Origin of the sequence: Mycobacterium sp. ACS1612 (genome assembly GCF_001667505.1) — a bacterium.
Lineage (GTDB): Bacteria > Actinomycetota > Actinomycetes > Mycobacteriales > Mycobacteriaceae > Mycobacterium.
Window position 1 is genome coordinate 239,135 of record NZ_LZHZ01000018.1, and the last position, 21,943, is coordinate 261,077.

A 21,943-nucleotide genomic window follows, 5' to 3' on the forward strand; every position below is an offset into this window, starting at 1 on the left:
AAGCAGGAGGTCGCGATGACCGAAACGTTGGCAGGCGTCGGCGAGGACGGCCGGCACCTCTACACCTGTCCGCTGTGTGAAGCCATGTGCGGCTTGGAGATTCGAGTCGCCGACGGTCGCGTCGCGAGCATCCGGGGGAACAGGGACGACACCTGGAGTCGTGGGCACATCTGCCCCAAGGGCGCCACCCTGGGCGCGGTGCACGAGGACCCCGACCGGATCCGCCGCCCGATGATCAAGGTCGACGGCCAGTGGCAGGAGGTCAGCTGGGACGAGGCGTTCCGGCGGTGCACCGAACTGCTCGCGCCGGTGATCGAGAAGCACGGCATCGGCGCGGTCACCTGCTACACCGGCAACCCGTTGGCGCACTCGTTCTCGTTGGGCCGCTACACCGGTGTGCTACTTGGCATGTCGGGCATCCCGCTGTCCTATTCGCCGGGCACCGTCGACCAGTGGCCCAAGAACCTGTCGTCGCACCTGATGTACGGCGGATGGTGGACGTTCCCGGTGCCCGACATCGAACGCACCGATCTGCTGATCGTGATGGGCGCCAACCCCGCCGCCTCGCAGGGATCACTGCTGGCGGCGCCCGACGTGATGGCCATCATCGACGGAATCCGCAAGCGCGGCAATGTGATTGTGATCGACCCCGTGCGTACCGCCACCGCCGCGCGCGCCGACGAGTGGCTGCCGATCACCCCCGGCACGGATGCGGCGCTGCTGTTGGCGGTCGCGCACACGCTGTTCGCCGAGGATTTGGTTGATCTCGGCGCGGTAGCACCACACGTCGACGGCGTCGATCAGATGCGGGAGGCGGCCGCCGACTGGTCGCCGGAGCGCGTCGCCCCGGTCACGGGCATCGCCGCCGACCGCATCCGCGAACTGGCACGCGAACTCGCAACCACGGAGCGCGCCGTCGTCTACGGCCGAATTGGGTTGTGCAACCAAGAGTTCGGCAGTTTGGCCAGCTGGCTTGTCGACGTGGTCAACATCCTCACCGGCCATTTCGACGTCGTGGGCGGTGCGATGTTCCCGCGTGCCGCGGCGTGGTCGGTCACGGTGCAGCCGATACCGGGCCTTGAGGACGGTGTGCCGGACTTCGGCCGGTACCGCACCCGGGTGCGCGGCGCCAAGGAGGTGCTCGGGCAGGTGCCGGTGTCGTGTCTGGCCGAGGAGATCGCGACGCCGGGGGAGGGGCAGATCAAGGCGCTGATCACCGTTGCGGGCAACCCGGTGTTGTCGACGCCTGCGGGCCACAAACTCGACGAGGTGCTCCCGGCGCTCGACGCGATGATCTCCGTCGACCTGTGGCTCAACGAGACCACCCGACATGCCGACGTGATCCTGCCCGCGCCGTCGCCGCTCGAACAACCGCACCACGACGACCTCATCCTCAACTTCGCCATCAACAGCATCACCAACTACTCGCCGCCGGTGTTCAAGCGGCCCGATCCGGACGCGCCGGAGGAGTGGGAGATCCTGATCCGACTGACCGGCTTGTGCACCGGCACGCCCGCCGAGGACGTCGACGTCGCCGCCATCGACGACGGCTTCTTCGACTACATGGCGTTCACCGTCGGGCTCGACGGCGCCGAGATCCGCAAGCACTACCAACGCGGCGGACCCGAGCGGATTCTCGACCTCACGCTGCGCACCGGGCCGTTCGGCGACCGCTACGGCGAGCACCCCGAAGGACTGACGCTGGAAAAGCTGAAGGCATACCCCGACGGCATCAACTTCGGGCCGATGGTGCCGCGGGTGCCCGAGGTGCTGGGCACCGCCGACGGCAAGATCCGGTTGGCGCCGCAGTATCTGCTCGACGACCTGCCTAGGCTCGCGGACCGACTCGACCGCGCGCCGGAGGAGTTGGTGCTGGTCAGCAGGCGGCATCTGCGCTCCAACAACTCGTGGCTGCACAACGTCGGGCCGCTGATGAAGGGCAAGGACCGCTGCACGCTGCTGATGCATGACGACGACGCGACGAAACGTGGAGTGGCAACCGGCGACACCGTGACCGTCACCTCGTCGGCCGGGCAGATCGAGGTGCCCGTCGAAGTGACCGACGCGATCATGCCGGGGGTGGTGTCGATGCCGCACGGTTGGGGCCACGGTAAGCCCGGCACCCGGATGTCGATCGCCAACGCATCGCCGGGTGTGAACACAAACGTCCTGTCGCCGCCGACGTTCGTCGACGAACCGTCTGGCAACGGTGCGCTGAACGGTATCCCCGTTACGGTCACCTCGGTGGACGCCTGGTAGGGATGTAGCCGTGGGCAAAAACGAGCGGGCGAAAATCGTCATGAGCGACGAGGAGATCGCCGAATTCATTGAGCGCAGCAGGACGGCGACGATGGCCACCGTACTGCCCGACGGCAGGCCGCACCTGGTCGCGATGTGGTACGCGGTCGTCGACGGCGAGATCTGGTTCGAGACCAAAGCCAAGTCGCAGAAGGCGGTCAACCTGCGCCGCGATCCGACCATCACGGTGATGATCGAGGACGGGCAGAGCTACGACACGCTGCGCGGGGTGTCGATCGACGGCAAGGCGGAGATCGTCGACGACGCGGAAACCATTCTGCGCGTTGGCATCAGCGTCTGGGAGCGGTACACCGGCCCGTACTCCGACGAGCTGCGTCCGTTCATCGACCAGATGATGAACAACCGCATCTGCGTGCGTGTGGTGCCCAGCAGGATGCGCAGTTGGGATCACCGCAAGCTCGGTATGCCGGCCATGCCGGTCGGTGGCAGCACGGCGGCGCATCTCTGATGCCGCAGCAACGCCCCAAGCAGCTGGACTCGCCGCTGCTGCCGAAGATCTTCAAGTACGCGGGCAAGGCGCACGTGTGGGTGTACCGCCGCACGGGCGGCAGGATCGGCGGAAAGTGGCGCATCGGAGCGGGTTTCCGCAAGCCGGTGCCGACGTTGCTGCTCGAGCACCGCGGCCGCAAGTCCGGCAAGGTGTTCGTCACGCCGCTGCTGTACATGTTCGACGGCGCCGACGTGGTGATCGTCGCGTCGCAGGGCGGTCGTCCCGAACACCCGCAGTGGTATCGAAACTTGGTGGCCAACCCGGACACCTTCGTCGAGATCGGCGCCGACCGGCGCCCGGTGCATGCGGTGACCGCCGACGCTGAGGAGCGGGCCCGGTTGTGGCCGAGGCTGGTCGAGTTGTACGCGGATTTCGACAACTATCAGAGCTGGACCGACCGCGAGATTCCGGTCGTGGTGCTCAACCCCCGCTGATCGGGACATTGCGACTTATCTCACACGCCGATCGCGTTCCGGTTGACCTGTGCTGCGGGTAGCTGACGGAGTAGGTGCGCTGATGCGCCGATCCCGATACCAACCACAGGGGGCAAAACCTAATGGCTTCAACAGAAACCGAAACCACGCTGCTCACGCAGCTGCGCACGGTGCTGGACTTGACGCACACCGAGATTCAGGTCGCCGAGACGCGTGTGGCGCAGGCTCGGACCGACGCAGTGCGTCGTGAGCTGACACAGAACGCCGAAAACGGCAGGCTGCGCGCGGAAGCGATCGAAAAGGCGATCCGCGATCTGGGCGGCTTCCCCGACACGATCGGGCCGTTCCTTGGCCGTGCCGCTGCCGCGGTGAAGGCGCTGACCGAGCAGGCGCAGCCGTTCGACGAGGCGCTGCTGGGCGACCTGGCGCTGGAGGATCAGCTGCTGGACCGGTCACGGTACATCAAGGCGCTTGCGGTGGCCGCGAAGCGTTCGGACGTCGAGGGACTCGCCGACCGGTTGATCACCGCCCACTCGGCCACCGTGAACTGGCTGACGACGGTGTTGGCTGAGAACGCGCTCGGCGGCCCGGCCGCGCTGCGGCGCACGCCGCTGCAGGCGGCCACCGGCACCGCGGTCAAGCTGGTGAATCTGCCGATGGGCTGGTCGGCGCAGTCGGCCGAACGGGTCGCGGAGTTGCTGCGCTCGGCGGGGCCTGCTGTCGACGATCTGGTTCGTCGCGCGCAGCGGGCGCGGGAGATCGCGTTCAAGACGCTCTCGGCCTCGCGGGACGCTGCGCTGCAACGCGCGGAAGAAGTCAGCAGGGACGAGGGCGCGGACCGGACCGCGGATGCGCTGCACGCCGCGCGCACCGCGGGCGGTGTGCTGGACGCCGACGAGCTTCCGATCGCCGGTTACGACGAGTTGACCGTCGCGGAGGCGGTCGCCGAGGTCAAGGAGCTCACCGATCCGGCCGACGTGCGGGCGATCGTCGCCTACGAGGAGGCCCACAAGAACCGCCAGCGGGTGGTGTCGGCCGCGCAGACGCGAGTGGCCGACATCGCTCAGGAGGTCGTCGGCCTCAGCTAGACGATGATCAACACTGCACCCCGCGGAACGCCTTATCGCGGGGTGCAGTGCGTTTCAAGAGTGCAGTGGTTCGATCGGCCACAGCAGATTGCGTCCGCTTACCGTCCAAGCCACTCCGAACCACACGTCGTCACTGCCGGACCATCGCCGGATGATGATCTCGTACGTCTCCCCTGCCCGTGCCGCGAACTCGACGATCTCGTAGCTGTTGTCCCACGACGCCGATGTCCCCACCGGCGAGCCGTGACTGTCACGCACGCTGAGGTCGAGATCGACCGTCAGCCTCGAGAACAGTGGGAAGCCCAGGAACGTACTGACCGCGCTGTCCCATGCCAGCGCAACTTTCACGCGCGGCACCAACAGCAGCGGCGGAACGTGGATGTGATACCTGAAGGTGGCCAAGCCATCTCGGCCGATCGCCGAGGATGACAACGTCCCGACGTCCCAGCCGTGACGCGAGGCCGATGCATTGCGCCGGCGCCGCTGCCGAGCGATGGCGACACCCGCGGCGGCGTCAACCGCACCGGCACCGTCGCGGCCGTCGACGCCCGCCGACACGTCTTGCCACCACGTCCCACCCCGGACGTTGCGGCCCGCGGCCGCCAGCATGATGGCCCGGCAGCCTTCCGGCCACGAGCTGAGCACCGGATCGACGTCTTGGAGCAGCGCCACCACACCGGCCGCCGCCGGCGCGGCGAAGCTGGTTCCGGATTTGTCTTCACCGACGGCGGCTACGCCGGTGCCGTTGGCGGCGATCTCAGGCAATTCGCGATCGCCGTGCGAGCTGCTTGGATTGCGGAAGGTCGAATCACCCGACATCGCACCCGCGCTGTCGTTGTGGTTGCCGACCGAAAGGGTGTTGTAGCCCTTGTGGTTGACGTATTCGGCTTCGGGCGGATCGATGGCGTCGTCGTCGCCTTCCCAGAAGTTGCCTGCCGCTTGCACGATGGTCGGATACGGCCACCTCAACGCGAGCCAGTCCTTGAGCACATCGTCGGATTGCAGTGTCGCGCTTCCCGCTTCGGTCGCCCCACGGTGGAAGCTCTGGCTGATCACCGTGCAGCCCTGATCACGCACCGCCCACAGCAGCGCGTCGTTGTCGGACGAATTGGCCGAGTAGAGGTCGCAGTCCGGCGCATGGCCGTGCGGCATGTTCCGCTCGATGTTCTTGATGATCGCCGATGTCAGGCGGGCATGCGCGCTGGCGTCGGGGCTGCTGGTGTAGCGCCCTTCGAAGCTCAGATTGGTGGTGTCGCTGGGTCCGTCCTCGAAGACGGCAACACGCACGCCGGTGCCATCGAAACCGAGTGCGTGAGCGGTATTGGAGCGGGCGACTGCGATCGAGTTGCCGAGGTCGTTGGTCACGGTCCGGTCGTCGAAGAATATTGCGCCGACAGCGTCGTCGTGCGACAACGCACGCAGCTGTTCGGCGGTGACTTCCGCGGTGACGAGAGGCAAGGCGTCGTCGCGACGGGATTCACCGCGGACGGAAACGTCGTGACGGGCCAAAGCCTGGTGAAGATTGGCCAACGCTGGGCGCACCGACTCGGCGACCCGAGCTTCGCCGTGGGGCGGTTCTGCGCTGCGTTGATCCGCGGGCTTTTCGTATGGCGCTGGGGGCAATTCGATGCGCGCCCACACCACGACCGGAATCCGCTCGCCGCGCGAGGAGGACTCGAGCCGTTCGTAGAGACCCGGATTTAGGCTGCCGAACTTCTCCGCGCGCCGCTTGTCCAGTTCCGTCAGACGCTCACGGACGTCGACCGCGCGCCCCTGCTCGTCGAAGGCCAACTCGGCCGGCTCACCAGTCTTGCGGTCGACGACCTTCATGACGTCGACATGGCCGTTCGTTCCCGTCTGCCCTGGCGCGAGCCGGCGCACATCCAAGTCATCGAATTCGAGTCGGACGCTGTGTTCGACACGTTTACCCGTCAGCGCCTTACAGGACGCTGGAAGGACGCAGAACGGTAGGCGCACCATTTCGGTGATGCGTTCACCCTTGGTGCTGAGCAGTTCATCGATCTCCAAGCGGTGAGGACCGAAGTGCGTATCGGCGCCCAGGTCCACCTTCACGGACCGACCATTTCGTGCGCGCGTGATTGTGGCCGGAACTTCGTCACTGCCATGCATCACCCGGATGGCGCTCTGAATGCTCTGCGCATCCGCCGCGCCCGGCAAGTGGATCGTGACCGTTGTTGCCGGGTCGACGATCTCGTCGGCATCAATGCTGAAATGAACGCGGTCGCTTGTGGCCGCACTGACATGACCCATTTGTCAATCCCCCTCCAATGGACAACTGGATGGAGACAGCATCAACCCAGACGTGGCAGACGCCGCGAGTATCCGACTACTCGTGTTTTGAAAAGTTAAGGATGCGGCGGGTCGAAGCCCGGGTTCGACAGGGCATTGGCCACGCCGCTCCCGATTGGGCCGTACTGATCCACGATGGTGGCCGTGCCGGTGGCCACGCCGTCGTGGCTGTAATGGGTCAGCGCAGCGAGGCCGAGATACGGGCCTTCCGGCAGCCGGCTCAGCGTGAGCGTGTAGTCGGCGTTGATGAACTGCAAACCCTCCGTGCCGAAATGGGTCAGCGAGCTGACCATGTCGCCGGCCATCGCGGCCCGCGTGAAGGGGCTGAGTTCTATGCCGTCGACCAGCGGCCTGATGTCGCGGACCCAGATGTGTTTCGGCCCCCGGTGCTGCCACGCCTCGAGCCCGAATCCCGGGCCGGGGGTGTGGTTGTTCTTGCCGTAGGTCCACACCAACATCGCCAGGCCGCGGGGAATCGGATCGGGGGACTCCGGAACGGGCGGCATAGTCACCGGTGTCGACCAGACTTCCGCCGACGGCTGCTCGCCGCGGCGCAGGAACAGCCCGCTGGCGCGGGCGACGACGGTGTCGCCCTGGGTCATCATCGCCTCGACCAGTTTCAGCCGGCGGCCGTGCCGGGTGACCGACGTATCGACGCGCACCGGTGCCAACGCCACGGGCCGGAACAGGTCGACGGTCAGCCGGGTGGGCTGGAGCCCGGGTTCGCCGGCGTCGCGCTCGAGGACGTGGCCTAGCAGGCCGCCGATGTAGTTGCCGCTGATCGTCTGCCCCCAGGGGCCGCGCGCGATCGGCTGGGGGATGAAGACGTCGCCGTCGGCCACGAAGAATGCGGTCGCCACGAAGGCGACGATATCGGGCTAGGTCATCTAACGATTAGCCAGCCAGCGTTTCACCTTGGAATCGGCCGGGTCGGCAACGTCGGCGAACTCGGGGTGCTTGTCGACATAGCCGGCGACCATGGGGCACACGGCGACGATTCGCAGCCCCGCATCGCGGGTGGCCTGCAGCGCCTCGGAGATGACGATCGTTCCCAGCCCGCGCCCACCGAACTCATCGAGCACCTCGGTATGCGGGAAGATCCGCTGGCCGTCGCGATCGGCGTACTCGGTGAAGCCGACTTTCTGTCCGTCGACGGAGATGGTGAAGCGGTCGGATTCCTGAGTGACAGTGGTGGGTGCGCCGGTCTTGTCGGTGGTCATGCCTCCTCTATACCCCGGCATTGGGTCGCGGGCGCAACGTCGCATTTGGCAGCGGTGGTGCCGGCAGCCGCGATACCGCTCCCTGATATCCGTGTACCGCGCCGAAGCGGTCGTCGTGGTTCTGCCACAGTTCGCGATACGCCGCGATGTCGTCGTGGCTGCGCCCGACGAAGTTCCACCACATCACCATTTGCTCGGGGAACGGCGGACCGCCGAGCAGCACCACCCGGGCCGGCGACTGGCCCCGGTTGGCCACGTGCAGCCGCTCGCATCCGATCTCCTGGAACGCGAGGTCGGCCACGTCCAGCCGCGTGCCCGCGACCTCCACGCTGCCCTGATCGAGCAGCACCCCGTGCTCGAATGCGGGATCGACCTCGAGGCTCAGGTCCGCACCCGGGTCCAGGTCGAGCTGCGCGCCGAGCAGTGGGGTGAAGGTGTGCACGGGGGAGCGGTCGCCCTCGAGCTCGCCGAGGAAAACCCGTACCGTGGCGTCGCCGAGCCGTCGCGGCGGGGGCGCGTAGTGCGCGAAGTCGCGGTCGGTGTCGCGGTCGGCGTCGGGCAGCGCCACCCACAGCTGGACACCGTGCAGCACAGTGGTGGCCGCGGTCGACACCTCGGAGTGGCAGATGCCCGCGCCCGCGGTCATCAGGTTCAGCTCTCCCGGCCGCACCATCGCGTGCACTCCGGCGCTGTCGCGGTGTTCCACCTCGCCGCTGAAAAGCCAACTGACAGTTTGCAATCCGGTGTGCGGATGCGGCGGTACGTCCATGCCGGTGCCGCCCCGCACGTCGTGCGGACCGTAATGGTCGGCGAAACACCACGCCCCGATCAGCGACCGTTCCCGCTGGGGCAGGGTGCGGCGCACCTTGATGGCGCGCGGGCCACCGAGCGGCACCTCACGAGGGTGCAGTACGCCCGCGAACGGCAAAGCGGCACAGGCGACTTCGGAGGGCGCTGGCTCGGTGTTGCTCACCCACCCACGGTAGCCCTCAGCCGGAGTCGGTCATCGCGGAACGGATGACGTCGAGGTCGTGATCGCTGATCTTGAACACTCCGGCTCTGAACTTGTATCCCCAGCGTGCCGGATCCTCGATGAACTCGAGCTTGTCGATCAGCGGGCGAATCGGAGTCTCGGCGCACTCCAGAAAATCGACGGTGCGTCGCCACGTCTGGAAATCCTGATAGGGCTCGTCGTCGACGACCTGGCCGATCGCGGTGAACGCCTGCAACGGCTCACCCTTCGGATAATCGGTCTTCGGCGAGTAGAAGACGATCCAGTCCCCCTTGGCCATCTTCTTCAACATGTGCGGCTTGCCGTGGTTGGCCTGTGTGAAGCGGCCCCGCACCCCACGCAGTACGTGGTCACGGCTGACGGTGTTCATCCATGCAGTCATGTCCGCACGGTAAGCCGGATCGCCGACAGATCGACGCCGGTGTGCACGGCCTGTGGATAACATCGGACGCCATGCCCGAGGACCCCATGCGCGACGACTACGCGGAGTTGTTGAGACGGCGCGCGCTCACCGAGGATGCGGCCCGTCCCGACGCCGTCGAGCGCAGGCACGCCGCAGGTGGGCGCACCGCCCGCGAGAACGTCGACGATCTCGTCGACCCGGGTTCCTTCGTCGAGTACGGCCGCTTCGCCATCGCAGCGCAGCGATTCCGCCGCGACGTCGACGACTTGATCGCGCGCACCCCAGCCGACGGACTCATCGCGGGCACGGCCCGCATCAACGGCGGCGCGTGCGCCGTCCTGTCCTACGACTACACGGTGCTCGCGGGTACGCAGGGCGCGCTGGGACACCGCAAGAAGGACAGGCTGTTCGAACTCATCGAGCGGATGCGGCTACCCACGGTGTTCTTCGCCGAAGGCGGCGGCGGACGTCCCGGCGACACCGACTACCCGACGGTCTCGGCGCTGGACGTCCGCGCCTTCAAACTGTGGGCGGCGCTGTCGGGACTGGTGCCGCGGATCGCGATCGTCAAGGGCCGCTGCTTCGCCGGTAACGCGGTCATCGCTGGATGCGCCGATCTGATCGTGGCCACCGAGGACGCGTCGATAGGCATGGGCGGACCCGCGATGATTGCGGGCGGGGGCCTCGGGGATGTGGCCGCCGACGACGTCGGCCCGATCTCGATGCAGGCGCCCAACGGCGTCGTCGACGTCGTGGTGGCCGACGAGGCCGAGGCCGTCGCGGTGACCAAACGGCTGCTCGGCTACTTCCAGGGCACGACCGCACCCGGGCCGGCCGGCGACCAAACTTGTTTGCGCACAATGATCCCGGAGCGCGAACGGCGTGCATACAAGGTGAATCCGATCATCGAGACGTTGGCCGACGAAGGCTCGGTGACGCTTCTGCGCGAGGGCTTCGCAAGAGAGATGGTTACCGCACTGGCCAGGATCGAAGGCCGCGCGGTCGGCGTCATCGCGAACAACACCATGGTGATGGCGGGCGCGATCACGGCCGCGGCTGCCGACAAAGCCGCCCGATTTCTGCAACTCTGCGACGCCTTCGGGTTGCCGGTGGTGTCGCTGGTCGACTGTCCGGGCTACATGGTCGGGCCGGCGGCGGAGGCAGAAGCGTTGGTGCGCCGCGCTTCTCGCATGTTGGTGGCCGGCGCCGCACTGCGTGTGCCGTTGGTGGCGGTGGTGCTGCGCCGCGGCTACGGGCTTGGCGCACAGGCGATGGTCGGCGGCAGTCTGCACGAGCCGCTGCTCACGCTCGCGTGGCCCGGCGCCCACCTCGGTCCGATGGGACTGGAGGGCGCGGTCCGGTTGGGGCTGCGCAAGGAACTCGAGAAGATCGTCGACGACGCCGAACGCGAGGAACGGGTTCGGCAGGCGACCGCCGCGGCGGAAGCAAATGCCAAGGCGCTCAACGCCGCTGCGCTGTTCGAAATCGACGACGTGATTGATCCCGCCGACACCCGCAGCCTGATCGCCGCGACTCTGTCCGCCGCTGCGGCAGAGCCTCAACCGCGCCGCGACCATCGGTTCGTCGATACCTGGTAGGCGGGAAGTAGGGACGGTGCCGCCATGGCGCCTCTCGGCGAGTGGTCGCTCGTAGCGACGGTTTTGGATGGGGCCCGGGGCATGCCCGGCACCGTCGCATGGATTAACCGCTCAATGGGACAAGATATTCCGTTCGCCGCCGACCCCACGCCACCGGCGGCGAACGGTTGACGTCAGGCCGATTCGGCGAACAACCGGCGGTCGCGGACCGGATACCCGTGGCGCTCGGCGAGCGACCGCAGCTGCCGCAGGGCAAACGTCCTGCCGCGGCCGCCCTCGGGAATCACGATGCCTGCCCACAGCCCCTCCGCCCGCGGCAGCTCACATGCCTCGCGCGCGCACATCCAGCGCCGCGGGCATTCCCGGCAGATGGCCTTGGCTTCCTCGTCGGCTCTGGTGGTCCACCGCTCAGGATCCCGGGTGCAGGCTCCGATCGGGGTCTCTTCCCACTCCGGTGCGTTCATAAGTGTTGCTCCTCTGCCACGGTCTGCGGCGACTGGCCGCGATGCCCCAAACGTAGCGCATAAACCGTAGCAATGCAACGGTTAGGTTCGCGCGGGCGATATGGTGGGCCAGTGCGCATAGCCGCAGCGAGCGCCGATACAAAGCTGCTGCCAGCACCGACAGGTCGTACCTCAAAGATGTAATTCCGTAGCGTTGTTACGGTTGAACCCGTCGCAAAACCATAGCTGTCTGATGTCTCGGTCCGGCAAAACGTGCGGCCAAGTCGTAGCAGTCGACCTTCGGCTGGTTACTATTGCGACACCCTGCGCAGCACCCACCCAGCGAGGTAATCGCCGCAATGACAGACGCCGAGTCGACTGCTGACGCGTCGGACGTCATCGACCCCGGACTGGTGCGCGCCGGAGCGGCGGCCGCCGCCCGCAGACGCGAACTCGACATCAGCCAGCGCAGCCTCGCCGCCGACGGGATCATCAACGCCGGCGCGCTGATCGCGTTCGAGAAGGGCCGCAGTTGGCCGCGCGAACGCACCCGAGCAAAGCTGGAAAAGGTCCTGCAGTGGCCTCCCGGCACCATCGCCCGACTGCGCAAGGGCGAGCCCGCCGCACCGGACAAGCCGACCGAACCGGACGCAGATGAAGGGCCGCTGATCGCGCAGGCCATCGTCGCCGCGGTGCGCTCACTGGGCGACGCGATCGACGCGCTGCCCCCCGTCGACGATGCGCAGTACACGCCGCGCGTCACCGCGATCCTCGCCGATCTGCGTCAGCTCGAGGCGGTCGCCGCCCGCGCGGCGCGCATCGGCCAGGTCACCCCGGCGCTGATCAAGGCCCTCGGCACGGTGCGGCGTCAGATCGACGAGCTGACCAACGTCGCCGCGACGGCGCCACGCGCGACGCTCGGTCAGCGGCTCTACGCCAGTCGCAGGCGCGCCAATCTCACTCTCGCCGAAACCGCCCAAGCCGCAGGCGTTTCCGAGGATGACATCGCGCAGGCCGAAGCGGAGCAGCCGGTGTCTGCCGCGTCGGTCGACGCGATCGAGGCGCTTCTCAAACAGCTCGACTAGTAGCGCTCCCTGCTCCGGTCGTCGCGGGTCGGGAAGTGGCTTGCCAGCGCTGCGGCGATCTCGATGAACCGTCGCCTTGTCGCAGGCGACATCTGACTGGTGTTGTCGATGACGCCGCCCGGCCGCAGGTTTCCGTCGAACGGCACCTCGACGACCGTCTGGCCTTGGCTGGCGAACTGGTGCGCCAGAATCGACCGAGTCCTCTTGTCCGCGTGCCCATCTGAGTCGTTGAGCACGATCACCGTGCGCTGCAGCAGACTGTTCAGACCGCGGGCGGCCAGCCAGTCCATCGTCTGCCCTGCTGCTGCCGCGCCGTCGACCCACGGTGACGACACCACGATCAACGCGTCGAGATCGCGCAGCACCTCCTGCGTGACCGGAGAGTCCATGGTCGAGCTGCAGTCGACGATCGAGATCGAAAAGTACTTGTCAAGCCGAGATGTCGCTTCCCGGTAGATCGCTGGATCGAGCACCCGGCGGCGCGCGGGCGTCGCCTCGCCTGCGAGTACGAACAGCCCGGCCGCGTTGTTTCCCACGCGGCTGCGGACGTCGGCGAACGTCTCGAGGTGCTGGTCTGACGCGAGCTCCCAGTAGGAGCCCTGCGCTTTCGGGTCGACCCGGCTGCCCAACTTGCCGAACGCCGTGTCGGCGTCAATGGCCACCACCCGGTCGTCCTGCCGCAGTTCGGCGAACACCGACCCGACACTGGCCGACACCGTGGTCTTGCCCACGCCGCCCTTGCCCATCACGCCGATCTTGTAATGACCGCGCAGCACCGACTTGATCGACGCCTCCAGTTCGGCTTCGCGGATCTCCTCGGGTGACGGGCCCAGATTGATCAGCCCGAAGCTGGCCTTGAACAGCGCGAGCCGCCAACCGCGGCCCGGCGGTTTGCGCTTCGCGGGCACCAGGTCGTCGGCCCTGATCCGGTCCGCATAGGACGCGGGTGGCATAGGTGGCGGGGCGCTCGGCTCAGGCGGGTAAAGCGGCGCCTTCCACGGCTGCGTCGGCGGCCCCGGGTGCTGCGCCGGTGGAGGCGGGGCGGCAGGGCGTGGCGCGCGCGGCGGTTGCGGCTGCTGTTTCCACGTGCCGTCGTCGGGCCTGTTCGGCGCCGGTATCGGTCCGGTGTCGTGTGGTGGGCCCGGTGGTGGTCCGTAGCGCGGTGACGGGCGGAAGGTGCCGCCGGGTCGCTCCGGGTCCAGGAACGGAGGCGGGGAAGGTTCAGGCGGCGTCGGAGTCGCGTCGCGGTCCTGCGGGACGAAGTCGACAGGCGGCCGCGACGGTACCGACGGCTTGTCCTGCTGCGGTTGCTCCGGTTTGGGCTTGGGCGGTTCGTAGTCGGACTCTTCGGGCCCGGTCCAGCCGAGTTCTCTGCGCAAAGCGTCGTCGCGGTCGGTCACTGCACATCTCCTCCTTCGCTACCTTCGCTCCCGGACGACGCGTATGTCCGCCACTGATCAGTATCAACTACCCCGCGGCTGCACCTCCGCATACCGAGCGCAAGGTGTGCCGTCTCCGATCAGCAAACTCACGCGGCCGATTGAGACTGGCCGCGCATACTCGTTGGGCGGCACCGACCAGCCGTCGCACGCAACCCGCGACGAGCCGGGCGCGCAACGCTGTGGCTGCTGCTGTCCGTTCACGCCGGTCTGCTTTGCTGAAGCTCGCGTATGATGTGGACGCAGCCCTGCCAATGCGGCATGAGACATTGCTAGCCGGAATGTCCAACCGGTGCGGTGCGACCACGGTCGGACCACAAACTGGTGCACTGAGCGTCCGGTTTCCGCTGGTAGGCTGTGATGCGGCGCACGGTGGTGCGCCGTTGGGTCATTCGGGGCAGCCGACGGGTCGTGGCAAATAGTCTGGGCGACCCGCTACGGCGGGAGTTGATGGAGTCTGTGCACGGTGAAGGTCAATGGCGCGCTGTTCGAGCACGGCAGGACGGTCATCGGAGGCCTCAAGGACACGACTGGGCAGGGCGTACCTGAACCCGGTGCGGCCTTCGACCGGGCGCACCGCGCGTTCGACGACGTCAACGAGACACTGAAGTCGGCCGCACCAATGGGCTGGCACGGCCCCGGCGCCTACGCCGATCAGAATGCGCGGCAGCAACTACGCTCCGAGGCCATGGCCGGTGCCGACCGCGAGGTGTACAGGGTGCTGCGCCGCGAGGCCGATCAGATCGCGTTGTGCCGCGGTCACCTCGACGACCAGAGTCAGTTCCTCGCGCGCACCAGCGCAGCCTCGCCGCTGCACGGTGCCCTGCGGTACGGCGAGGCCATGAAACTGGCTGTCGAGATGGCCGCCCTGCAGTCCGCCCTCGGCGAGAGCTGCCATCGGCTGAACCATCTTCGGTCCGATGTGGCGCAGAACGCCGCCGAACTGCAGCAGGCGGTCGGGCGATACGCCGGCGTCGGCGATGCGGCCGGACTGCCACCGCGGGATGGAAGGTAAGGGAGCATGCCCGGCGACGAGTTGCGTGTTGTGACGGCCCATTTGGCCGAGCTGGCCGGTACGCAGGGCCGTGCGGCGACCGCGATCAGAACGGCGACGGCGGTGGCCGAGGGTGCCGACGAAGTGGTCAGGCAGACGCATGGCGCCGTCGCTTCCGCTTCGGCAAGTGCGCTGACGGCGGTGTTGGCGGCGCGACGAACGGCGGGGACCCGGATGGCCGACATCTCAGCGGATCTGAGTGCCAAGCTCTCCGCGGCAGCGAAGCGGTACGAGCAGGCCGACGAAGCGATGACCGGTGTGTTGCGTGGGCAGATGCAAACGGGGCAAATATGACAAGTCCCTCAACGCATTTCGACGACGTGGTCGGCGTCGAGGTCACCATCGACGGAATGCTCGTCATCGCCGACCGACTCAACGTGATGGACTTCCCCGTCGCGCTTGGCATTCGGCAGAACATTCCGCAGGAGGACCTGCGCAACATCGTCTGGGAGCAGGTGGCCCGCGACCTGACCGCGCAGGGCGTCCTCGATGCCTTCGGCGGACCACATCCCGAGGTGGCGGCAATGGTCGACACCCTGAGTCGTGCCGACCGGACCCTGGAAGGCCGGTGGTGGCGCCGCGACGTCGGTGGCAAGATGGTCCGCTTCGTGGTGTGTCGTAAGGGGGATCGTCATGTCGTGGCCGCGCGCGACGGTGACATGCTCGTTTTGCAGCGCGTCGCGCCCCAGGTCGGGCTGGCGGGCATGGTGACGACGGTGCTGGGCACCGCCACCCCGGCCGATGTCGAACCGCTGACCGGCGTGGCAAGCAAATTGGCTGAATGCACATCGGCAAACCAGCTTTCGCAATACGGCATCGCGCCGGCGTCGGCTCGTGCGTACGCCGACATCATCGCGAATCCCGCCAGTTGGGTCGAGATCATCGCAAGCGAGCGGCATCCCGGCGGCACCCAGACCCAGACTGACGTCGCGGCCGGTGTGCTCGACGCGAAACAGGGCCGCATCGTGTCGATCCCGCGGCGGGTCAACGGCGAGCTGTACGGCAGCTTCCTGCCGGGCGGGCAGGACAATCTGCAGCGCGCACTCGACGGGCTTGTCGAGTTCTTGCCGTCGCACAAGTGGTTCGACCACCACACCGACGCAAATGTCGACGGAGATCAGGACTGAGCTTGGCCACCTCCCCACACGATTCCGACGGCGAGCGCGACGATCTGGCCGCGCTCGACTTCTCCGCTGCCGGCGACGAGCAGGCGGAATCGGTGCTCGACGTGTTGGCCGGCTATGCCGAAGAGACCGTGGAAGACGAGCCGCCGCAGGTGTTCACCGTGACCAACCCACCAGGCACCGTCACGGTGACCACCTACCTGGACGGCCGCGTCAAGCACATCGACCTGTCACCGAAGGTGACCGAGATGACCGAAGCCGATCTCGCCGACGAGATCGTTGTCATCGCCCGGTTGGCCACCCAGGATGCCAGATCAGCCCAGTACGCCCACATGCTCGAAGGCATGCGGCAACAGGGCCACGACGACGTCGCAACCCGCGACTTCCTCACCCGAGACCTGGATCTGCCCACCCCGGAACAGGCCAAAGAAGCTCGGGCGCAACTATTTTCGACTAGATATGCAGGTGGTCATGACTGAGCATCTAGCCAGCCTCTTCGGCACCGCCGTCGGCATACTGGCCAGCTCCCAATCGCGTTCGTTCGAACTGTTCAGCGAGATCACGACTCTCGATGAGACGGCGTGCGACGCATGGGTGGGCCGGATCCGCTGCGGCGACACCGACCGGGTGACGCTGTTCCGCGCCTGGTATTCGCGGTCGAACTTCGGTCAACTCGCCGGGGCCGCTGAGATTCCGATGAACAGCCTGAACGCCAGGATCCCGATCGGCGGCATGTTCGGCGACATCACCTATCCGATCAACTCGCCGCTGGCGATCACGATGGGCTTCGCGGTGCACGAGGCGTCCATCGGTAACTACGCCGACGCGATGGAGGCGCTCGAAGACGTCCCGTCCACTGGCGCAGAGCATTTGGTCTCCTGGGTCAAGGCAGTGATCTACGGCGCCGCCGAGCGGTGGACCGACGTGATCGACGAGGTGCGGGGTGCGGGTAGCTGGCCGGACAAGTTCCTGGCCGCCGCGGCCGGGGTCGCACACGGGGTGGCGACGGCCAATCTCGCGCTGTTCACCGAAGCCGAACGCCGCCTGACCGAATCCAATTCGTCGCCTGCGGGGGAAGCGTGCGCGCCGGCTATCGCCTGGTATCTGGCGATGACCCGCCGCAGTCAAGGCAACGAAGAAGCCGCCCTGGCCCTGCTCGAGTGGTTGCAGGCCACCCATCCAGAGCCGAAAGTCGCTGCTGCGCTGCGGGATCCGAATTATCGACTGGTGACCACCACACCGGAGAAGATCGCGTCCCGACGCGACCCGTGGGATCCGGCCAGCGTCGTCGCGGACACGTCGGGTCGGGAGAAGTTGCTCGCCGAGGCGCAGGCCGAACTCGACCGGCAGATCGGCCTGACCCGGGTCAAGGAGCAGATCGACGCCTACCGCGCGGCCACCCAGATGGCCAAGGTGCGCGCCGCGCGCGGTATGAAGGTCGCCCAGGCCAGCAAGCACATGATCTTCGCGGGCCCACCCGGCACGGGTAAGACGACCATCGCGCGGGTGGTGGCCAACATCCTCGCGGGCCTCGGCGTCATCGCCGAACCCAAGCTGGTCGAGTCCTCGCGCAAGGACTTCGTCGCCGAATACGAAGGCCAGTCCGCGGTGAAGACCAGTCGCACCATCGATAGGGCCGTCGGCGGGGTGCTGTTCATCGACGAGGCGTACACATTGGTCCAGGAACGCGACGGGCGTGCCGACCCGTTCGGCACCGAGGCCCTGGACACGCTGCTGGCGCGGATGGAGAACGACCGCGACCGCCTCGTGGTGATCATCGCCGGGTACAGCGCCGACATCGACCGCCTGCTGGAGACCAACGACGGGTTGCGGTCGCGGTTCGCCACCCGCATCGAGTTCGACTCGTACACACCCGACGAGATCGTCGACATCGCGAAAGTCATTGCCGCCGCCAATGATTCGACTCTCGACGAGGAAGCCGCCAAGCGGGTGCTCGACGCGGCCACGCTGCTGTCGGAGCGGTCGCTGAACGGCAAACCCGCGCTCGACATCGCGGGCAACGGCCGGTATGCGCGTCAGCTGGTGGAGGCGGGCGAACAGAGCAGGGACATGCGACTGTCGCGGTCGGTGGACTTTGACAGCCTGGGCGTCGAGCAGCTCAGCGAGATCAACGGGGAGGACATGGCCGGCGCGATCTCGGCGATCCATGCCCGCCTGAACATCAACGAGTAACCGATGGCAAGTTTCCGGCTCACCACCAAGGTGCAAGTCAGCGGCTGGCGATTCCTGCTGCGCCGGGTCGAGCACGCGATCGTACGGCGCGACACCAGGATGTTCGACGACCCGCTGCAGTTCTACAGCCGTTCAGTGTCGGCGGGCGTCGTCATCGCGGTGTTGATATGCCTCGGCGCGGGCCTGCTGGCGTACTTCAAGCCGCTCGGAAAGCGGGGCGGCGACACGCTTCTGGTGGACCGCAGCACCAACCAGCTGTACGTGGTGATGCCGGGCACGGGACAACTGCGGCCGGTGTACAACCTGACATCGGCCCGGTTGGTCCTCGGCAACGCCAACAGTCCGGTGGCGGTGAAGTCCGACGAGCTGAACAAGATGCCGAAGGGCCAGCCGATCGGAATCCCCGGCGCGCCGTACGCCACCCCGGTCGGCGGCGCTGCGTCGACGTGGACGTTGTGCGACACCGTCACCAAACCCGAGAGCGTCGCGCCGACGGTGGAGACGTCGGTGATCATCCAGTCGCTGAGCCTCGACAGTTCGGTCGGTCCGATGCGACCCGATCAGGGTGTGCTGGTGTCCTACCAGGACAACGACTGGCTGGTCACCAACGACGGCAGGCACGCGATCGACCTCGCCGACCGTGCCGTCACCTCGGCGGTGGGCATTCCGGTGACCGCCAAGGCCACCCCGATCTCCGAGGGGCTGTACAACGCGTTGCCGAACGCGGGTCCGTGGCAGCTACCGGACGTACCCGCGGCGGGCGCGCCGAATACCGTTGGCCTGCCGCCCAATCTGGTGATCGGGGCGGTGTTCACCACGGTGGGCGATTCGGGCGAACAACATTACGTGGTGCTGCCCGACGGGGTGGCGAAGGTCAACGACACCACCGCGGCAGCCCTGCGGGCCACTAACTCCTTCGGTTTGATCGCGCCGCCCTCGGTGGAGGCCAGCATGGTCGCGAAGATCCCGGAGCGGGTGTACACCTCGCCGCTGCCGGACAAACCGATGGACATTCTGCTTCGCGAGGACGCGCCGTCGATGTGCTGGGCATGGCAGCGCGAACCGGGTGACCAGGCGCCGAAGACCACCGTGATCAGCGGGCGCCACCTGCCGATCCCGGCGTCGGCGATGACCACCGGTATCAAGCAGATCGGCGGCAGCTCAACGGTTTACATCGACGGCGGACAGTACATCCGGCTGCAGTCACCGGATCCCCGGTACGGCGAGAGCCTCTACTACATCGACCCGCAGGGGGTGCGCTACGGGCTGCCCGATGAAGAGACGGCCAAGACGCTCGGCCTGATCGGCCCGAAGACGGCTCCGTGGCAGGTGGTTTTGCTGCTGGTGGACGGGCCGGTGCTGTCGAAGCAGGCGGCGCTGCTGGAGCACGACACGCTCCCCGCGGACCCGGACCCGCGCAAGATCGAAGGCGCGCAGCCGGCAGGCGCGGGCGTAGGAGGCGGCTGATGACGACAAAGAAGTTCACGCCGATCATCAAGCGCGGACCGCGGTTGACGCCGGGAGAGATCACCGTCACCCCGCCGGACGATCTCGGCATCGAGATCCCGCCGTCGGGTATCCAGAAGGCGCTGCCATGGGTGATGGGCGGCGGCATGCTCGGGATGATCGCGATCATGATCTTCACCGGTATCCGTCAGCTGTCGCCGTACATGCTGATGATGCCGTTGATGATGGTGATGGCCACCGTCGGCTTCATGGCGGGCGGCGGACCCGGCGGCAAGCGGGTGCCCGAGATCAACGCCGACCGCAAGGAGTACCTGCGGTATTTGGCCGGCCTTCGGACCCGGGTCACGTCGTCGGCCGCGGCGCAGGTGACGTTCTTCAACTACCACGCACCGCATCCTGAGGACCTGCTGTCGCTGATCGGCACCAACCGGCAGTGGTCGCGGCAGGTCAACGCCGACTTCTATGCGGCCACCCGGATCGGCATCGGCTCGGAGCCTGCGGTCGACCGGCTGTTGAAGCCAGCCGTCGGCGGGGAACTGGCCGGCCCGCAGGGGGCACCCCAAGCCCATCTCGAACCGGTCAGCCACATGTGGGTGACGAAGTTCCTGCGCACCCACGGCCTCATCCACGACTGCCCGAAACTCGTTCAGCTGCGCACGTTTCCGACGATAGCGATCGGCGGCGACGCTGCGGGCGCCGCCGGATTGCTGCGCGCGATGATCTGCCACCTCGCGGTGTTTCATCCGCCGGACCTGCTCCAACTGCGGGTGCTCACCGACAACCCGGAGGATCCGGACTGGGCGTGGCTGAAGTGGCTACCGCACGTGCAGCATCAGACCGACACCGACGCCGCGGGGCCCACCAGGTTGGTGTTCACCCGCCCCGACGGGCTGAGCGATCTGACCGCACGCGGACCGCATACCGCCGACTCGGTGCCAAGCGGACCCTACGTCGTCGTCATCGACTTGACCGGTGGCAGAGCGGGATTCCCGGTCGACGGGCGGGCCGGAGTCACCGTGATCACGCTGGGCAACCACCGGGGATCGGTGTACCGGATCCGCGTCGACGCCGACGGCACGGCCGACGACAGGCTGCCCAACCAAACCTTCCGGCTCGTCACAAGCGTGGCCGACTCGATGACACCGGCACAGGCGGGCCGGGTGGCCCGCAAGCTGGCGGGCTGGTCGATCACCGGCACCATCATCGACAAGAGCGTGCGGGTGCACAAGAAGGTCGCCACCGAGTGGCACCAGATCGTCGGCGCGCAGACGGTCGAGGAGGTGACGCCCGCCCGGTGGCGGATGTTCACCGACACCGACCGGGACCGGTTGCGCATCCCGTTCGGCCACGAACTCAAGACCGGCGAAGTCATGCACCTCGACATCAAGGAGGGTGCGGAATTCGGCGCCGGCCCACACGGAATGCTGATCGGCACAACGGGTTCCGGTAAGTCGGAGTTCCTGCGCACGCTGATCCTGTCGCTGGCCGCCACCCATCACCCCGACCAGGTCAACCTGCTACTCACCGACTTCAAGGGCGGTTCGACGTTCCTGGGTATGGAGAAGTTGCCGCACACCGCGGCCGTCGTCACCAACATGGAAGAGGAAGCCGAACTGGTCAGCCGGATGGGCGAGGTGCTCACCGGTGAACTGGACCGCCGTCAGTCGATCCTGCGGCAGGCGGGTATGCAGGTCGGCGCCGCGGGCGCGCTGTCCGGGGTGGCCGAATACGAGAAGCACCGCGAGCGGGGCGCCGATCTGCCGCCGCTGCCAACGCTTTTCGTCGTCGTCGACGAGTTCGCCGAACTGCTGCAGAACCACCCCGACTTCATCGGCCTGTTCGACCGCATCTGCCGTGTCGGCCGATCGCTGCGGGTGCACCTGCTGCTGGCCACGCAGTCGCTGAACACCGGCGGTGTGCGGATCGACAAACTCGAACCGAACCTGACATACCGTATCGCGTTGCGCACCACCAGTTCTGCCGAGTCGAAGGCCGTGATCGGCACGCCTGAGGCGCAATACATCACGAACAAGGAGAGCGGCGTCGGGTTCCTGCGGGTCGGCATGGAGGACCCGGTCAAGTTCCAGAGCGTGTGGACCGGCGTCAACTACGAACCGACGGCACCGGTCGAAGACAACGGCGAGGTCCGACCCAGGGCGCAGACCGACGGCCGGTTGCGCATCCACCAGTTCACCGCGGCCCCGATCTTCGATACGGCGGTGAGCTCATGACCGTGAAGGACGCTCGGATCTGCGCCGAGACTA

General features: G+C 67.2%; 20 protein-coding genes. 13 read left to right on the forward strand and 7 right to left on the reverse strand.

Going from position 1 to position 21,943, the window contains the following annotated elements; all coding sequences use genetic code 11:
• The first annotated feature begins 15 nt into the window (after nucleotides 1-15).
• The 4 genes from A5724_RS06890 (at nucleotide 16) to A5724_RS06905 (ending at nucleotide 4,331) form a co-directional block, all read left to right on the forward strand.
• Nucleotides 16-2,259, forward strand: a complete 2,244-nt coding sequence (locus A5724_RS06890; protein WP_067798216.1) for a molybdopterin-dependent oxidoreductase — start codon at nucleotides 16-18, stop codon at nucleotides 2,257-2,259.
• Nucleotides 2,260-2,269: 10 nt separating this feature from the next.
• On the forward strand, nucleotides 2,270-2,767 hold the full coding sequence (locus A5724_RS06895; RefSeq protein WP_067798219.1) for a pyridoxamine 5'-phosphate oxidase family protein: 498 nt from the start codon (nucleotides 2,270-2,272) through the stop codon (nucleotides 2,765-2,767).
• A complete protein-coding gene (locus tag A5724_RS06900) occupies nucleotides 2,767-3,243 on the forward strand; it encodes a nitroreductase family deazaflavin-dependent oxidoreductase (protein WP_082964901.1) in 477 nt (158 codons plus the stop codon). Before A5724_RS06895 ends, A5724_RS06900 begins: the two co-directional genes overlap by 1 nt.
• A gap of 122 nt (nucleotides 3,244-3,365) precedes the next feature.
• Complete coding sequence (locus A5724_RS06905) at nucleotides 3,366-4,331, forward strand: hypothetical protein (RefSeq protein WP_067798222.1); 966 nt, start codon at nucleotides 3,366-3,368, stop codon at nucleotides 4,329-4,331.
• A 54-nt stretch (nucleotides 4,332-4,385) separates the two neighbouring features.
• On the opposite strand, the gene A5724_RS06910 is transcribed toward A5724_RS06905, so the two are convergent.
• The 5 genes from A5724_RS06910 to A5724_RS06930 all read right to left on the reverse strand — a co-directional run bounded on the left by A5724_RS06910 (nucleotide 4,386) and on the right by A5724_RS06930 (nucleotide 9,255).
• A complete protein-coding gene (locus A5724_RS06910; protein ID WP_197518578.1) occupies nucleotides 4,386-6,404 on the reverse strand; it encodes a S8/S53 family peptidase in 2,019 nt (672 codons plus the stop codon).
• 293 nt (nucleotides 6,405-6,697) lie between these two features.
• Nucleotides 6,698-7,501, reverse strand: coding sequence for a thioesterase family protein (locus A5724_RS06915; protein ID WP_067798228.1), 804 nt, complete (start codon nucleotides 7,499-7,501; stop codon nucleotides 6,698-6,700).
• A 27-nt stretch (nucleotides 7,502-7,528) separates the two neighbouring features.
• Nucleotides 7,529-7,861, reverse strand: a complete 333-nt coding sequence (locus A5724_RS06920; protein WP_067798231.1) for a GNAT family N-acetyltransferase — start codon at nucleotides 7,859-7,861, stop codon at nucleotides 7,529-7,531.
• Between the two features lie 7 nt (nucleotides 7,862-7,868).
• Nucleotides 7,869-8,834 (reverse strand): pirin family protein, encoded by a 966-nt coding sequence (locus A5724_RS06925; RefSeq protein ID WP_067798234.1) that lies wholly within the window; start codon nucleotides 8,832-8,834, stop codon nucleotides 7,869-7,871.
• 16 nt (nucleotides 8,835-8,850) lie between these two features.
• On the reverse strand, nucleotides 8,851-9,255 hold the full coding sequence (locus A5724_RS06930; RefSeq protein ID WP_067798237.1) for an EVE domain-containing protein: 405 nt from the start codon (nucleotides 9,253-9,255) through the stop codon (nucleotides 8,851-8,853).
• 71 nt (nucleotides 9,256-9,326) lie between these two features.
• On the opposite strand from A5724_RS06930, the gene A5724_RS06935 reads away from it, so the two are divergent.
• Entirely contained in the window at nucleotides 9,327-10,874 is a 1,548-nt protein-coding gene (locus A5724_RS06935; RefSeq protein WP_067798371.1) for an acyl-CoA carboxylase subunit beta, read from the forward strand.
• A 173-nt stretch (nucleotides 10,875-11,047) separates the two neighbouring features.
• On the opposite strand, the gene A5724_RS06940 is transcribed toward A5724_RS06935, so the two are convergent.
• A complete protein-coding gene (locus A5724_RS06940; protein WP_067798239.1) occupies nucleotides 11,048-11,338 on the reverse strand; it encodes a WhiB family transcriptional regulator in 291 nt (96 codons plus the stop codon).
• Nucleotides 11,339-11,676: 338 nt separating this feature from the next.
• Between A5724_RS06940 and A5724_RS06945 the strand changes: the two genes are divergently transcribed.
• Nucleotides 11,677-12,402 carry a helix-turn-helix domain-containing protein gene (locus A5724_RS06945; protein ID WP_067798242.1) on the forward strand — a complete coding sequence of 242 codons (726 nt, stop codon included), beginning with the start codon at nucleotides 11,677-11,679 and terminating at the stop codon, nucleotides 12,400-12,402.
• Here A5724_RS06945 and A5724_RS06950 read toward each other — a convergent pair.
• Complete coding sequence (locus tag A5724_RS06950; protein ID WP_067798245.1) at nucleotides 12,399-13,802, reverse strand: MinD/ParA family protein; 1,404 nt, start codon at nucleotides 13,800-13,802, stop codon at nucleotides 12,399-12,401. The genes A5724_RS06945 and A5724_RS06950 overlap by 4 nt on opposite strands.
• 505 nt (nucleotides 13,803-14,307) lie before the next feature.
• Here A5724_RS06950 and A5724_RS06955 point away from each other — a divergent pair.
• From A5724_RS06955 to eccCa, 7 genes are read left to right on the forward strand one after another with little or no spacing between them, the layout of a single operon-like run.
• A complete protein-coding gene (locus tag A5724_RS06955; RefSeq protein ID WP_067798248.1) occupies nucleotides 14,308-14,856 on the forward strand; it encodes an EspA/EspE family type VII secretion system effector in 549 nt (182 codons plus the stop codon).
• Nucleotides 14,857-14,862: 6 nt separating this feature from the next.
• Complete coding sequence (locus tag A5724_RS06960) at nucleotides 14,863-15,189, forward strand: type VII secretion target (RefSeq protein WP_067798251.1); 327 nt, start codon at nucleotides 14,863-14,865, stop codon at nucleotides 15,187-15,189.
• Nucleotides 15,186-16,022 carry an ESX secretion-associated protein EspG gene (locus A5724_RS06965; protein ID WP_067798254.1) on the forward strand — a complete coding sequence of 279 codons (837 nt, stop codon included), beginning with the start codon at nucleotides 15,186-15,188 and terminating at the stop codon, nucleotides 16,020-16,022. The genes A5724_RS06960 and A5724_RS06965 overlap by 4 nt, the downstream gene beginning before the upstream one ends.
• 2 nt (nucleotides 16,023-16,024) lie before the next feature.
• A complete protein-coding gene (locus A5724_RS06970) occupies nucleotides 16,025-16,498 on the forward strand; it encodes a secretion protein EspD (protein ID WP_067798257.1) in 474 nt (157 codons plus the stop codon).
• Nucleotides 16,491-18,212 carry a type VII secretion AAA-ATPase EccA gene (eccA, locus tag A5724_RS06975; RefSeq protein WP_067798374.1) on the forward strand — a complete coding sequence of 574 codons (1,722 nt, stop codon included), beginning with the start codon at nucleotides 16,491-16,493 and terminating at the stop codon, nucleotides 18,210-18,212. Before A5724_RS06970 ends, eccA begins: the two co-directional genes overlap by 8 nt.
• A 3-nt stretch (nucleotides 18,213-18,215) precedes the next feature.
• Nucleotides 18,216-19,679 carry a type VII secretion protein EccB gene (gene eccB / locus A5724_RS06980; protein ID WP_067798260.1) on the forward strand — a complete coding sequence of 488 codons (1,464 nt, stop codon included), beginning with the start codon at nucleotides 18,216-18,218 and terminating at the stop codon, nucleotides 19,677-19,679.
• Nucleotides 19,679-21,910 (forward strand): type VII secretion protein EccCa, encoded by a 2,232-nt coding sequence (gene eccCa, locus A5724_RS06985; protein ID WP_067798263.1) that lies wholly within the window; start codon nucleotides 19,679-19,681, stop codon nucleotides 21,908-21,910. Before eccB ends, eccCa begins: the two co-directional genes overlap by 1 nt.
• Nucleotides 21,911-21,943 lie beyond the last annotated feature (33 nt).